10 protein-coding genes are annotated in these 15,578 nt (G+C 52.1%); all 10 read left to right on the plus strand.

Annotated features, from left to right (window positions below):
- Positions 1–31 precede the first annotated feature (31 nt).
- The 10 genes from tssH to AC6I8B_RS08285 all read left to right on the plus strand — a co-directional run bounded on the left by tssH (position 32) and on the right by AC6I8B_RS08285 (position 15,383).
- The gene (gene tssH, locus AC6I8B_RS08240) at positions 32–2,641 is read left to right on the plus strand and encodes a type VI secretion system ATPase TssH (protein WP_157351901.1); all 2,610 of its coding nucleotides are present in this window, start codon (positions 32–34) and stop codon (positions 2,639–2,641) included.
- A 27-nt stretch (positions 2,642–2,668) separates the two neighbouring features.
- On the plus strand, positions 2,669–4,174 hold the full coding sequence (locus tag AC6I8B_RS08245) for a serine/threonine protein kinase (RefSeq protein ID WP_157351903.1): 1,506 nt from the start codon (positions 2,669–2,671) through the stop codon (positions 4,172–4,174).
- A gap of 16 nt (positions 4,175–4,190) precedes the next feature.
- On the plus strand, positions 4,191–6,338 hold the full coding sequence (locus AC6I8B_RS08250) for a type VI secretion system Vgr family protein (RefSeq protein ID WP_497817695.1): 2,148 nt from the start codon (positions 4,191–4,193) through the stop codon (positions 6,336–6,338).
- Between the two features lie 2 nt (positions 6,339–6,340).
- Positions 6,341–7,495: a DUF2169 family type VI secretion system accessory protein gene (locus AC6I8B_RS08255; RefSeq protein WP_010246052.1), complete on the plus strand. Its 1,155-nt coding sequence runs from the start codon at positions 6,341–6,343 to the stop codon at positions 7,493–7,495.
- Positions 7,488–8,750 carry a Tle-like phospholipase domain-containing protein gene (locus AC6I8B_RS08260; protein ID WP_157351905.1) on the plus strand — a complete coding sequence of 421 codons (1,263 nt, stop codon included), beginning with the start codon at positions 7,488–7,490 and terminating at the stop codon, positions 8,748–8,750. The genes AC6I8B_RS08255 and AC6I8B_RS08260 overlap by 8 nt, the downstream gene beginning before the upstream one ends.
- On the plus strand, positions 8,747–9,475 hold the full coding sequence (locus tag AC6I8B_RS08265; protein WP_232526424.1) for an ankyrin repeat domain-containing protein: 729 nt from the start codon (positions 8,747–8,749) through the stop codon (positions 9,473–9,475). Before AC6I8B_RS08260 ends, AC6I8B_RS08265 begins: the two co-directional genes overlap by 4 nt.
- A 328-nt stretch (positions 9,476–9,803) precedes the next feature.
- On the plus strand, positions 9,804–13,721 hold the full coding sequence (locus AC6I8B_RS08270; protein WP_497817696.1) for an RHS repeat-associated core domain-containing protein: 3,918 nt from the start codon (positions 9,804–9,806) through the stop codon (positions 13,719–13,721).
- Entirely contained in the window at positions 13,693–14,298 is a 606-nt protein-coding gene (locus tag AC6I8B_RS08275; RefSeq protein WP_010246040.1) for a hypothetical protein, read from the plus strand. The genes AC6I8B_RS08270 and AC6I8B_RS08275 overlap by 29 nt, the downstream gene beginning before the upstream one ends.
- Before the next feature lie 214 nt (positions 14,299–14,512).
- Positions 14,513–14,809, plus strand: coding sequence for a hypothetical protein (locus AC6I8B_RS08280; RefSeq protein ID WP_033786097.1), 297 nt, complete (start codon positions 14,513–14,515; stop codon positions 14,807–14,809).
- Positions 14,810–15,017: 208 nt separating this feature from the next.
- Positions 15,018–15,383 carry an immunity protein Tsi6 family protein gene (locus AC6I8B_RS08285; RefSeq protein ID WP_157351911.1) on the plus strand — a complete coding sequence of 122 codons (366 nt, stop codon included), beginning with the start codon at positions 15,018–15,020 and terminating at the stop codon, positions 15,381–15,383.
- The last annotated feature ends 195 nt before the right edge of the window (positions 15,384–15,578 follow it).

Consider the following 15,578-nt stretch of genomic DNA (forward strand, 5'->3'; position numbering starts at 1 on the left):
AGCCTGCGTCTTTCATTGAAGAGAGCCCCCTATGTCAGAAATCAGCCGTGCCGTGCTATTCGGCAAACTGGATACGCTGTTATTTACCTCGCTGGAAAGCGCCACCGCCTTTTGCAAACTGCGCGGCAATCCCTATGTTGAGCTGGTGCACTGGCTGCATCAGCTGATGCAGCAGCAGGATGGCGACTTACAGCAGGTCATCACACATTTTTCACTGGATGAAAAGGCCCTGACTCAGGACATCGTTGCCGCGCTGGATCGCCTGCCGCGCGGTGCCAGTGCGGTCTCCGACCTCTCCGAGCATATCGACAGTGCCGTTGAACGGGCGTGGGTTTACGCCTCGCTGAAATATGGCGCGACCCGCATTCGCGGCGGCCATCTGCTGATCGGCATGCTGAAAACCTTCAACCTGGCCAGCGTGCTGAAAGGCATCTCCGGTCAGTTCAGCCGCGTCAACGCCGATGCGCTGCTGGCGGAATTCGACACGCTGCTCGGCAATAGCAAAGAAGCGCAGCAGGCGCTGAGCGCACCGGCGGATGCTGGCGGTGCACCGCCCGCCGCCAGTGGCAGCACGCTGGCACAATATGCGCAGGACCTGACGGCGCGCGCCCGTGAAGGCCGCATTGATCCGGTAACCGGACGTGACGACGAAATCCGCCAGATGGTCGATATCCTGATGCGTCGCCGCCAGAACAACCCGCTGCTGACCGGCGAAGCGGGCGTCGGCAAAACCGCGGTGGTCGAAGGCCTCGCGCTGCGTATCGCGGCGGGCGATGTGCCTGCGCCGCTACGCGATGTGCAGCTCTGGCTGCTGGACATCGGCATGCTGCAGGCGGGTGCCGGCATGAAAGGGGAGTTTGAAGCGCGACTGCAGGCGCTGATCAATGAGGTGCAGTCCAGCCCGACGCCGATTGTGCTGTTTGTTGATGAGATCCACACCCTGGTCGGGGCAGGCGGTCAGCAGGGCACCGGTGATGCCGCCAACCTGCTGAAACCGGCGCTGGCACGTGGACAGCTGCGCACCATTGGCGCGACCACCTGGGCCGAATACAAAAAGTACATCGAGAAAGATCCAGCGCTGACCCGTCGCTTCCAGACCGTGCAGGTGCAGGAGCCGGATGAAGCCAAAGCGATTCTGATGCTGCGCAGCACCGTCAGCGCGCTGGAGAAACATCATCGGGTGCTGCTGCTGGATGATGCGGTCAGTGCGGCGGTGAAACTGTCGCATCGCTACATTCCGGCGCGCCAGCTGCCTGACAAAGCGGTGGCGCTGCTGGATACCGCCTGCGCCCGCGTGGCAGTTAGCCAGGGCGCGCAGCCCGCGGCGCTGGAAGATTGTCTTCACCGTCTGGCGGCGCTGGAGATTGAAGCGGAGATCATCGAACGTGAAATCCGGGTGGGCCTGGGCGACGCCACCCGCCAGCAGGCGATTGCAGCGCAGCGCACTGCGCTGGAAGCCGAGCGGGAAGCGCTGCAACAGCGCTGGCTGCAGGAGCGCGAACTGGTCGAGACACTGATTGCGTTGCGCGCCCGCTGTGTGACAGAAGAGGATGCGGCGCTGCGTGAACAGCGTGATGCGACGCAGCAGCAGCTTACTGCGCTGCAGGGCGACACGCCGCTGCTGTTTGCCGCCGTCGATGCGGGCGTGGTGGCTGCCGTGGTGTCGGACTGGACCGGCATTCCGCTGGGCAGAATGGTGAAGAATGAGATCGACGCGGTGCTGAATCTGGCCGACACCCTGAACCAGCGGGTCATCGGCCAGCGTCACGGTCTGGATCTGATCGCCAGACGGGTACGCACCTCGCGCGCGCGTCTTGATAATCCCAACAAGCCGGTCGGCGTGTTTATGCTGTGCGGCCCTTCCGGCGTCGGTAAAACCGAGACCGCGCTGGCGCTGGCCGAGTCGCTGTACGGCGGCGAGCAGAACATCATCACCATCAACATGAGTGAGTTTCAGGAAGCGCACACCGTCTCGACGCTGAAAGGCGCACCGCCGGGCTACGTCGGCTACGGCGAGGGCGGCGTGCTGACCGAAGCCGTTCGCCGTCGTCCCTACAGTGTGGTGCTGCTGGATGAGATTGAGAAAGCCCATCCGGATGTGCATGAGCTCTTCTTCCAGGTGTTTGATAAAGGCTGGATGGAGGATGGCGAAGGCCGGCACATCGATTTCCGCAACACCATCATCATTCTGACCTCCAATGTCGGAACGCAGTTAATCAGCGCGATGTGTGCCGATCCTGAACTGATGCCCGATCCCGATGCTCTGAGCACCGCGCTGCGTAAGCCGCTGCTGGAGGTGTTCCCGCCTGCGCTGCTGGGCCGCCTGCTGGTGGTGCCTTACTACCCGCTCAGCGATGCGATGCTGGCGGAGATTGTGCGGCTGCAGCTGGCGCGCATTGTGCGTCGTCTGGCCGAGAACCACGGCATTGAAGCGCAGATCGACGAGTCGGTGGTGAGCCAGATCGTTCAGCGCTGCACCGAGGTAGAGTCGGGCGGTCGCATGGTGGATGCCATCCTTACCAACACGCTGTTGCCACAGATGAGCCAGATCCTGCTGAGCGCCCACGCCCGTGATGAACGCTATCGCCGCGTCGATGTGCGTTGTGAGCAGGGTGAATTTGTCTGCCAGTTCGCGGTTTAAAGCCTGGCTATCAGAGAGTAATCGAATATGTCGGAACATGATCAACCCCTGAATGTCCCCAACGCCTTGCCGCTGGGTTACCGCTTCAATGAGTTTGAAATCAAAGAGGTCATCGGCGGTGGCGGCTTTGGCATCGTCTATCGCGCCTGGGATCACCAGCTGGAACGTGATATCGCCATCAAAGAGTTTATGCCCGCCTCACTGGCAGTGCGCAGCGATGACCTCAACCTGGTGCTGCGCAGCGAACGGTTCAGCAAAACCTTTCACGCCGGACTGAACAGCTTTATCCAGGAGGCGCGGCTGCTGGCGCGCTTTAACCATCCCAACCTGCTGCACGTACTGCGTTTCTGGGTGCAGAACGACACCGCCTACATGGGCACGGTGTTCTACAGCGGCACCACACTCTCGAACTTCAGCGAACGTAATCCGCAGTCGGTAAATGAGGCCTGGATCCGTCGCATGTTGCCACCGCTGCTGGGCGCGATCAAAACCATCCATGAAGCGGGCTATCTGCACCGCGATATCTCGCTGGATAACATCCAGATCCAGAGCAGCGGGGAGCCGATCCTGCTGGACTTCGGGTCGGCGCGTAAAACCATCGGCAATCTGTCGGATGAGAGCGAGACGATGCTGCGTCCCGGCTATGCGCCGATTGAGCAGTACAGCGACAATGATGAGAGTGAGCAGGGCGCGTGGACCGATATTTACGCGCTGGGCGCGGTGCTGCATACCCTGATCACCGGTGCGCCACCGCCGGTCAGCGTGGTGCGCAGCATCGAAGATAACTACCAGCCGCTGGTGCAGCGTCGTCTGGCAGGCTACTCGACTGCACTACTCAGCGCCGTCGATCGCGCGCTGGCGCTGAAACCGGAAGATCGTCCGCAGAGCATTGATGATTTTGCTGCGCTGATGGCGCTGCCGGAACGTGAACCGGAACCGCTGCTTAGCGCAAAAATCAGCGGGCCGGGCACCATGCTGGTGCCGATTGAAGAAGAAGAGGAGGTGATCAAACCCGCCTCGAAACTGAAAACGCTGCTGGAACACCGCTTTGCACTGCCAGGCCTGGTTGCCGCTGGCGTGCTGGTCGGCCTGGGCGCCGGTCTGCTGATGTCACGCGGTAACGAACAGTCACCGCCGGCTGAGACCGCACAGAACGACGCGCCTGCCGTCACCGTCGCGCCGGTTAACCAGCCGGTTGCCGCGCCACCGACCCAGGCTGACGCCTCACCGGATACGGTTGCCAGCACTCCGGCTCAGACTGCTGAGCCGGTGCAGACCGCCGCACGTGAACCCGATCCACAACCGGCACCACCGCCCGCGCCGGTCGCCCAGGTCTATATCCGTCTGCAGCAGGGTGAACGCGTTCAGGTGAACGGTCAGCCGCAGGCGCTGGTGCCGGCGGTGAATGGCTTCGCCACGCTGCAACTGGCACCGGGCAACTACACCTTTGCCATCAGCGGCCAGAGTGGCACCCGCGAACAAACGCTGAACATCAGTGAAGAAGGTGTCTGGTTGCTCGATCCACACAGTTAATAGTCAGGGATTACTTATGTTCTCACGCATTACCGCACAGCTGCCGGCGGACGGCCTGCTGTTCCATACGCTTAAGGGCACCGAGACGCTGTCCCGTCCGTTTGTGCTCACCGCTGAACTGCTGGCCACCGACGCGCGCATCGACCGCCACGCCCTGCTGGGGAAGCCGGTGACGTTTACGCTGCCGACCGACGGGCTGATGAACGCGCTGAGCCCGCGCTACCTTAACGGCAAAATCACCCGGGTGGCGGTGCGCAGCCAGGAGCTGAGCGGCACCCGCTACGCGATCTATGAGCTGACGGTCGAGCCTGATCTGTGGCCGATGAAGCGCGACCGCAACCTGCGCATCTTCCAGAGCCAGACGGTGCCGCAGATTGTGCAGACGCTGCTGAAGGAGTACGGGGTCAATGTGGAGACGCGCCTGGCGGGCAGCTACCGGGTGTGGGAGTACTGCGTGCAGTATCAGGAGAGCAGCCTGGACTTTATCAGCCGCCTGATGGAGCTGGAGGGGATTTACTACTTCTTCCGCCACGAGGCGGACAAACACACGCTGGTGCTGTGCGACGCGCCGGACCAGCATCAGGCGTTTCCGGGCTATGAGACCATTGCCTATCACGTCACCCCGTCGGGCGGCGTGGTCACTGAAGAGGGCATCAGCCAGTGGTCGCTGGCGGAAAGCGTGACGCCGGGCATCTACAGCACCGACGACTACGACTTCCGCAAGCCGAACGCCTGGATGCTGCAGGCGCGGCAGAATCCGGCGTCGCCGGTGCCGGGCTCGGTGGACGTTTACGACTGGCCGGGCCATTTTGTCGACCACAGCCACGGTGAGTCCTACGCGCGCATCCGTCAGGAAGTGTGGCAGGCCGAGCACCACAGCGTCAGCGGGTCGGGCACGGCCACCGGCATCGCGCCGGGCTTTACCTTCTCGATCATCAACGCGCCGCACTTCAGCGACAACGGCGAGTATCTGGTGACCTCGGCGACCTATGACTTTGCCGAAAACAGTTACGCCAGCGGCGACACCGGCGACAGCCGTCACAACATCCACTTCACGGTGCTGCCGTCGTCAGTGACCTACCGCACGCCGCCGGAAACGGCGTGGCCGAAAACGCACGGCCCGCAGACGGCGAAGGTGGTGGGACCCAAAGGCGAGTCGATCTGGACCGACCGCTATGGGCGGGTGAAGGTGAAGTTTCACTGGGACCGGCTGGCGAAGGGCGACGATACCAGCTCCTGCTGGGTGCGCGTCTCCAGCGCCTGGGCGGGCCAGGGATTTGGCGGGGTGCAGATCCCGCGAGTGAACGACGAAGTGGTGGTGGACTTCATCAACGGCGATCCGGATCGTCCGCTGATCATCGGCCGGGTTTACAACGAGGCAAGCATGCCGCCGTGGGCGCTGCCGGCAGCGGCGACGCAGATGGGCTTTCTGAGCCGGTCGAAGGATGGCACGGCGGACACCGCGAACGCGCTGAGGTTTGAGGATAAGTCGGGTGAGGAACAGGTCTGGCTGCATGCCGAGAAGAACATGGACACTGAGGTTGAGAACAATGAAACCCACAGCGTCGGCAGCAACCGGACTAAAACCATCGGCGGCAATGAAACCACCGAGGTGAAGAAAAATCGCACAGAAACGGTTGATCAAAATGAAACCATTACCGTTCATCAGAATCGTACTGAAACGGTGGATGGTAATGAAACAATCACTGTACACAGTAACCGCACTGAAATAGTCGATCAGAATGAGAAAGTGCGGATTGGTCAGAATCAGTCGGTAACGATTAATGGCAACCAGACACTGAAAGTGGATAGGGCGAAAGCTGAAACCATTGCACTGGCTTCAATGCTCAATGTCGGTCTGGCGCAGAACACCAATATTGGCGCGGCATACATGCTAAACGTTGGTGGCGGCTGGATGACTAATGTCGGCGGAATGCAGGCACACCATGTCGGCATGAAATATTCGCTCAATACCGGGCGGGATATGGCATTGACTGCCGGGACTACTGCGGAGTTCAGTGCCGAAGACAAAATCACCATGGTATGTGGCGAATCGATGATTGTGCTTGAGCAGAATGGCACCATCACCATCAGCGCGAACAAGATCAAGCTGGTCGGTGAGAAGGTGATTGATATCGACGGAACACAGATAGACATCAACTGATTATGGAAAACTTTGCCAATTTAACTGCCTTTCCTGCATTACTCTTTGATTCCTTAGATCAACACGACCATGGCTTTTCAACAGTCGTTGCCCGTCTTAGCTATGATCTGGATATAAAAAGTGGTGAACTGGTTCTCTGTGAGGATCAGGGGGAACTGGTTGAGCAGGATAGTTATTTTGCTGAGCAGGGCCGGAGTAGTGTCCGATTTGAAAGCGATTTAGCTCCCTATAAACCACGCCTGGATGTGGTCATTAATGCGACGGCCTGGGCACCTGAAGATAAGCCGGTGAAAAGTTTTACCGCTGGCGTTCAGTTGGGGGATTTTACCCGTCTCATTAAAATTAATGGACCGCGTGAATGGCGAAAGATGATTGCGACCTGGCAGCTAAGTGAATCTCAACCGATAACATCGCTGGATCTTCGCTACGAATACGCCGCGGGGGGATTCTACTCCTTAGAAGGTGAAAAAATTATTGCCTCTCCGGTAAACAGTGTTGGGATGGGATGGTATCCTCCCGAAGTACTGAAAAACCTGAACGCCCAGCGCCTGACAGCCCCACAGATCGAGTGGCCAACACAGCCAGTACAAAAAATTGATCAAAAGTCATCACCTGCGGGTTTTGGCTTTTTTGGCCGGGGCTGGCAAGGAAGGATTGAACTGGCAGGACGTTACGATGAAAAATGGCGAAAAGAGCGTCATCCTTTGCTGCCGCAGGATTTTAACTTTGCTTACTGGAATGGCGCGCATCCCTTAATGCAATTTCCCTTACCGGAACCACTCAAAAGTGTACCTGTAACGCTGCGTTATTTTATTTCATCCCGTGTGATTGAGAATCAGCAAATTCATTTGCAGGTACCCGTGGAGTCACTTTTTGTATTTATTACCACGGAGAAAGGGGCTGGAGTGGCAAAAGATATGGTCCTTGATACGTTGGTTATCGACCTAAATGAGCGAAAAGTACATTGTAGCTATCGTACTGTAATTTCGGAACTTATGGAGTCGGTGATGACCGAACTGCGTTTCATCAAAGCGGAACAACGCCAGCAACAGCTTGAGCTTGCCGCAAGCCATAATAGTCACTCTGCTTCACGCCAGTTTGTGCCTTTACCACCGAGTCTGTTGGCGAAATTACACCAGGTGAAAACGAATGGCTGAAAATTACGCTGCCCGTAAAGATGGTGCATACAAAGTAGTAGGCATGGCACCTGATCTTTGTTTTACGCCGGGATCGCAATCTCCGGTTCCCTATCCCATACAGACCACGCTTGACTCATCTGCATCCACAATTAATTCTGTCAAATTTAATGGTCATCCAGCCTTTGTATTCAATCAAAGTTTTGTGCCCAAAACGATTGGAGATGCAGCAGGAACGAACAAGGGTGTTACCAGCGGAACGGTAGAGGGGAATTGTTGGCCGATTGAACACAGTCCTGATACCAACATAGGCGGTTTCAGAATTATCAGAGTTCAGGATATGTTTTTCATGAATGGCAGTTTCTTGCCAGGCATGCTCGGCATGTCCAAAAGTGAAAGATGGAAATACCGTAAGCATCTTATCGAATTGGGAAAGAACAGTAGCGACAAGGATGTGCAGGCTGCAGCAAATCGTCTCGAACTGGATAACACTGCCGTTGAAAAAGCCCGTTTAGCCTCAGTAATCTATGACGGAGGGGAACCATCTGAACCAACCCCCGGTATGCCTGAAGGATGGACTGATATAAGTAATGATTCAGAGGCTTTAAAGAAGATAAATTTGAAACCTGAAAATCTTAATGCTGACGGCTCTCCTGGTTTCAGAGCCAGAGTTTATGCGCCGGATCCGGCTGTATTTGGCGATGATATGAAAACATCTGTGGTTTTTCGAGGTACAAGGCAGAGTGAGATTGAAGACTGGAAGGCAAATTTCAATCAGGGAGTTGACAAAGAAACGGGCTATTATAGTCAGGCGGTTAAGATCGGCTCGCGTTTATCTACAACGGATAACGTTGACGTTGTCGGGCACTCTCTGGGCGGTGGGTTAGCGTCTTCTGCATCAGAAGCGGGAAAGGTTAAAGGGTGGACATTTAATGCTGCAGGATTAAACAAAAATACCGTCTCACGATATTCCGGTTCACCGGGTTCCGGGGATGCAAAGAATATCGATGCATTCAGAGTGAAAGGAGAGATACTGACTGATGTTCAGGAGAATAGTCCTGGAAGGTTGCTGGAATTTGGAATGAAGTATGGCCCTGGGCTGACTGCATTGAAGGCGTATATTGCAGGAAAGGCGCCCGACTCTTTAGGTATCAGGCACAATCTATCCGGCGGAGAGGGCAATCCTGTCACGTTGCACGGCATGGAGCAGGTGATACATTGTCTGGAGTTAGAAAAGAGCCACGATATAGCAACGATTACAGGAGGAAAAATTTGAACATTCTAAGAAAGATGATTTTTTTGCTTTTTTTATTTTCGTTTTTAACATTACAGGCTTGTGGTGATATGAAAAAGATCCATCCGGAAGAATATTTCTCAGGAAGCCAGTTACAACTCGCGCAGGCAATTGAAGATGGTAATGTTGATGAGGTGGAGAAATTATCAGCTCAGACTGATCTTAATAAACCTGGTGAGAAGGGATTGACGTTTTTGTATTATGCCCTCAGTGAAGCTTCAAAAAAGGACGTTAACAGACTCAATGTAATGAGTGTTTTAGTAAAGCATGGCGCTGATCCTCTACAATACGTTGCCGATATGGGATCTGTGGCAACTAATACAGCGGGATATTCAGACCCTATTTTTATCAAGGCATTGATTAAGGGAGGGATGGATAAAAATGCGAGCTTTAAAAGCACGCCAATAATATTTTATGCAACTAATGAAAAAGCCTTCCCGACTCTAAAATATCTTGTAGAGATTGGTACAGACGTCAATGCCAAAGATGGTCTTGGACAAACGGCAATATTTGAAGGGATATATGGCGAGCAATATGATCAGGTTGAATACCTTCTAAATCATGGCGCTGATGCAAATATTACTGATGTTAACAATGTAACTTTTAATCAGCTACTGGATAAAGTAATGAGTAATACAAATAAAGATAATGTAAAAGCTATTGATAAGCTGAAAGAGATAAAAGCGCTGGCACAAGCAAACCCATAGGGTTTTGGGACAGGCTGAGTGGTATGGGTTAGTTGCACTAAAATCGTCAGACGATTTTAGTGCAACTAACCCATACCACTATAGTCAGACTAAAAAACAGCGTCACTGTCACTATTCGGAATAAGTTCTTTGAGTCTGCATCGGCTAGCCTTTGTGACAAACCCTGGTTACTGCGCTTTTATTCTCACCTCACTCCCGCAATGATCAAGTTCAGACTGGGCTGACTTTTCATATTATTGCGCCGCCTGATGTGATCACTTATTTCCGGGTAAATTCGTTTTATCAATAACTTTATTTTTCATCCTGTAAATGTTCGCACGGAGCTCCAATGGCAACCGGAAATACGATTGGTAAATTACAATATGCGCCTGCGCCACAAGGCCATGTGGCGGCGGGCAGTGCCAACCCGCCGAAAAAGAAAAGCTGGTGGAGCAGTTATGGCGACTGGGTCCATACCGGTCTGGACGTGTTAGGCGCAGTTCCGATTGTCGGCACGGTGGCTGACGGCGCGAACGCGGCCATTTACACCGCAGAAGGCGATTATGGTAACGCAGCACTTTCAGCTGCTTCGGCGGCAGCTAACTTTGTACCCGGTGGTGGGGCGGCATTTAAAGCCGGTAAGCTGGCAGCAAAGGCTGGCAAAGCAGTAGAAGCCGCGAAAGTGGGCAAAGGTATTGCAAAAGAAGGTGCTGAACTGGCAGAAAAAGCAGCCGTCAAGGCTGAAACAACCGCCGCTCAAGCTGAAGCTAAAGCCACCAAAAAAGAAGCTGATGAAGTTATCAGTGCTAAGAAAGCGGGCAGTGAAAAGGGAGGCAGTGACAAAGGACATGCGCAGAAAAAGACTGAGCCATGCAAAATTCCGGCAAGGCCTCTGCCGCAGGTCGATATGGCGATTGGTAGTCCGGTTAACCCTGTACTGGGGATCAAACTGCTGTTCGGCCCTGAAGATAATGATTTCTCTTTTCCAGCCTCGGTCCCCCTTAACTGGCAACGCTACTATTTTTCCGATGAAATCGGCAATGGCTGGCTGGGACAGGGCTGGTCACTGCCCATTTCACAGGAAGTACGCAGGAAAGCGGGTCTGCTGGTCTTAATGGATGAACAGGGTCGCGAAATTGAGTTCCCCTATCCGGAAGCGGGCCGCCAGCCTCAGCTTCATCGCTATGAGCAACTCTACCTCTCGCAGCCGCAGCCTGAGGAATTTTGTATTTCGGCCGCGGATGAAAGCCAGCACTGGCACTTCAGTCATAAAGTTGAATCTGACCGCTGGTTGTTGTCTGCCATCAGCGATCGTCATGGCAACCGGCTGATGCTCCGTTATGATATCCGGCATCTGCCGGTGCAGATTGAAGATAGCGCTGGCCGTCGATTCAATATCAACTTCTCACGTTTTGAATCGGACGCGGGCATCGCTTTTTTCCGCATCACCAGCGTCAGCGTCTGTTATCCCTCCGATCCTCTGAATGCTGAAACCCTGTGTCGCTACGATTATTCAACTCAGGGTGACCTGATTGCCGTGCGTAACGAGCTCAATGAGGTGCTGCGTGAATTTCGTTACCGTAACCATATTATGGTGGCGCATCGTCGTGCGGGCGAAATGGAGTGTTTTTATCATTACGATAAATATTCCCCTGGAGGAAAAGTTCTGGCACATCGTGACAGCCTCGGCGGGGAATGGCGTTTTGAGTATGGCGGTCAGACCACAACGGTTGTTGACGCTCTGGGACGCGTGACACGTTACGACTTCGACGATAACCAGGAACTTATCGGCTATCGGGATGCGATGGAAGGAACCATTCGTATCAAACGTAATGTCCGCGGTCAGATGACACAACTTACTGATCAGTGTGGCCGGATAACGCGTTACCGCTATGATGAACGCGGCAACTGTACGGCAGTCATTGAGCCGGACGGTCAGACTACACGTTTTGATTATCACGAACGCTGGAACACACCGGTCCGTGTGACCAACATGCTGGGCGGCTCGCGGGAATTTATCTACGACACAGCAGGAAACTTAATCCGCTTTACGGATGAGATCGGACGCATCACGGAATACAACCATGACGACCGTGGCAATCTGGTCAGGGTGCGTGATGCTGCGGCGGGCGTACAAAAGTTTTGCTGGAACCAGTCCAACTTCCTTATCAGTCATACCGACTGCTCTGGGCGCACAGCGACATTTGACTATGACAAATATGGCTGGCTGAAGCAGCAGACGGATGCCGCAGGCAACCAGACGCTGTTCTATAACCGATGGAATGGCCTGCCTCAGTGTATTGTGCAAGCCGATGGTGGAACGGAAAGCTTTGAGTTTGACCGCTGGAAACGTCTGATTGCCTGGCAGGATCCTCAGGGGCAGGTTACGCGCTGGAGGCTTGCCGCTGATGGCTTGCCGTTATCACGCACTGATGCACTCGGCCATAGCATTGGCTACGAATACGATCTGGCCCGTCGCCTGACCGCACTGATTAATGAGAACGGTGCGCGATATAAATTCCGCTACGACGCCCGGGATAACCGGGTGGAGGAGCGTGGCTTTGATGGTTGTAAAACGCGTTATGAATATGATGACAGTGGCTGGCTGCTTGCTCGTATTGAAGAAGGCGATGGCAGCGTGTCAGTAATTCACTCGCACTATCAACGGGATCCGGCCGGACGATTGCTGGAAAAACTGGTGTCGCGCGGCGGAGATGCTACATGGCAACGTACCCGCTATCGTTACGATGAGCTGGGGCGCCTCAAGGCCGGTGTCAATCACGGCGGACGCTCTGAACTCGAATGGGATGATGCCGGACAACTGCTCGCAGAGCGGACGCTGGTTCGGGGTCATCGTTATGAACTGCGCCACAGCTATGATGAGCTGGGTAACCGGACGCACACCACTTTACCCGATGGTCGTGAACTGAAGCAGTTCTACTACGGCAGCGGGCATCGGGTGCAGGTGAACTTTGGTAACCGTGTCATCAGCGAAAGCGAACGTGACGTCCTGCACCGTGAAGTGCGCCGCACTCAGGGTGCAATCACCAGTGAATATCTTCACGACGAAATGGGACGGCTGATAAGCCAGCGGGCGGGTCGTGGAGCGCAGTCAGCGGTGGCACGCGAGTACGTCTGGCGGCGCGATGGCCAACTGACGCAGATGACAGATAAATACACGGGCGATTATCGTTACGAATATGACGCGCTGGGACGGATGACGCGGGCGCGTGATGAGCATTTCGCCTTTGACCCGGCGCATAATCTGCTGAGTGAGGCTCAGACGCAGCCCTTACAGGATAACCGACTCAGGGTTTATGAAGACAAGCGCTGGACCTATGACGGCTTCGGTAATGTGACGCGCAAACAGAGTGGCCGCCACACAGATCAGCTCTTTATCTGGAACGCTGAACATCAGCTGACCGAATCAGTAAGCGCCCGCAACGGGACCGAGCAGCGAACCACCTACGGCTATGATGCGTTTGGCCGCCGAAGCTGGAAACGCGATGCCTTTGGTATCACGCGCTTCATCTGGGAAGGCAATCGCCTGCTGAGTGAGGTGAGAGGCTCGCGTCAGCACATCTGGGTTTATGAGGATGACAGCTTTGCTCCGCTGGCGCAGCTAAGTCTGCAGCAGGGTGAAACGGAGCATGAAGCTCAGATCTTCTGGTATCACAACGACGTGTCTGGCCTGCCACGGGAGTTGACTGGTGCTGATGGGAGTGTGGTCTGGCGTGCCGTCTATCGTGCCTGGGGCAATACGCTGCGCACAGAGCAGGCAGCAGTGGAGAATGCAGAACCGTTCTATCAGCCGCTGCGCTATCAGGGTCAGTACTTCGATGCGGAAACAGGTTTGCACTATAACCGCTTTCGCTATTATGATCCGGATGCGGGCAGGTTTGTGAGCCAGGATCCGATAGGGCTTGCTGGTGGGGTTAACCTTTATCAGTATGCGCCGAATCCGTTGAGTTGGGTGGATCCGCTGGGGCTCTCCAAATGCCATCTGGATAACCCTAAGAAAAAAGTAAATAGCGCTGAAATAGGAGATATTGTCAGAACCCCAACATCGCATCCGGAAGACTTTATTAAAGTTAAAGGAGGAGATTATAAGAACAACCACACTAACGAAATTTGGAGTAAAAGTAATACTTCGCATAGTGACAAGCAAGGTGAATGGAAAGTTGGTATAGGTAAGTCAGCACCAAAACCAAGGCATAAAATAACTATAGGTATGAGTGATGGTAAAATTATCAAAGTTGACAAGTAGTTTTTCACTAAGTGATATCAATTTTTCTGGTTTTAGTCAGTCAGAAAATTGGGTTGGTTATTTTGAAAAAAAAGGTGCTTTTTCATATGACTTAATTGATAAGGCAATCAATTTATTTGAGGGGTTTTTCGGGGCTAGTGGTGATGAGGGTATTATTCTGGTTGCACTTTCATTCAATGATGAAAGAGAGGATGACGTTGATACTATAAAAAAATATGGGAAGTTATACGAGGATGTAAAAGATAAAGGGTTAGTATTTCCTATGAATGATGATTTTGAAAGCTATCTATATGGGGACTCCTGTTTACCTGCAAGTTCTTTAAAGTTGAGTTTTGATGCTAATGACTTCAAAGATCTTTCTCGATTGTTAATGTGTCACGCGGGAGTAATTGGCCAGGTCTGTTTTTATATTAATTTATCAAAAAATGTGGCTATTTATCCTCATGATGATGTTGGGTTCGGATGTATTGCTCTCAATTCTGATACGAACACAAGCAAGTCTTTCCTTAGTTATTGTTCGAAAGATATGGATTTTGAAGTTTTCCTTAACGAAGATGATGTGGTGCAGAAGATTTAAAATAAGGATGTCGTGAATCATCAGTGAAGAGATTACAGGAATTGTTTAACTTACTATCAAATCCGTGGAGATAAGAATGAATTTAGATCAAGAGTTCTCATTGAATATGGATAAGTTTCATCCCAAGCCAAGAATAATTAATGAATGGGAGCAAATTGCTGATGTGCTCTCTGAGTCATTTAATTGGAAAGGCTAAAAAATAGACTGGAAGTGTTTGGGATTACATATTGAAAAGCCGATTGATTTCAAATCTACACAAATTGAAAAAGAAGTTGAAGGGTTCATTAAGGAAAGTGGGTTATATGAATTTATAAATGAGGGTGAGATAGTTTATTATGTTAATGATTCGTCGCTTGATTTTGCAGTTTCGCTTGATTCGAAAATATTCTTGTCTTTTGTAATTTATGTAATAAATAACACCCCTCAGCATCATTATTTTTTTGATGAGGAAGTGAGTTGGTGTTTTGCTATTACTGCAGAGGGTTATCTTGACTTTGGTATTAAGGGTTAATTTTTTTGTTGATATTTAAAAAAGTAAAATCTTGAGGTTGTTATTAACTTCGTTGCGACTAATCACCTCTTTAGAGAGTTAATTCTCATGTGTTTTCTATTAAAGTTACTATAGAGTGCGTTTTTGGTTGGTCTCTATATATAAATAAGGTGGGTCCAATAAGTTCTAATTTAGATCTGCCTTTGCTCTCAAACGAGAATGATGCATTTTGGTTATAATAAATAAAGACGAATATAACGCTCTTGACTACATTAATGATGCTATTGATATAACTAATCAAAGAGCCATGGAAAAGCCGGAGTTTACAGTTTTTCAGGTTGCTCTGAAGCAGCTTATTTATGTAAAAAAAATACTAACTGGTGAAGAGAAAGATAAAAGTGTCCTGCATAGCATGAGTCTGGGAAGTTTGGCTTCCAAAGAGTTTGATACAACTGATCCAGAGCTTGCTAAACATCTTTCAAACGCAAATTATATTGCATCTCAAATAGGTGCGGGACTCAAGGTTATTCTTCCTCATCAAACCGATCCTGAATATGAAAAGCGTAAAAAAAGATATTTAAAATTTCATAAGTAAATGGGTGTTGGCCTATTTTACTCAGTCTTTATTGGTTGATATCCAGATCACATATTAAATGAAAAAGTTACTCTATTAACTATGTCCATAGATTTTGCTTTTTTTAGGCAGGAGTCTGTGTAGAAAGATAATTTCATCCTGACACCTGTTACTTCTAATCATAAGATACTTTTAGTAAAAATCATTTCCCTTCAA

It is taken from the genome of Pantoea sp. X-Soil-ISGK-285 (assembly GCF_059730815.1).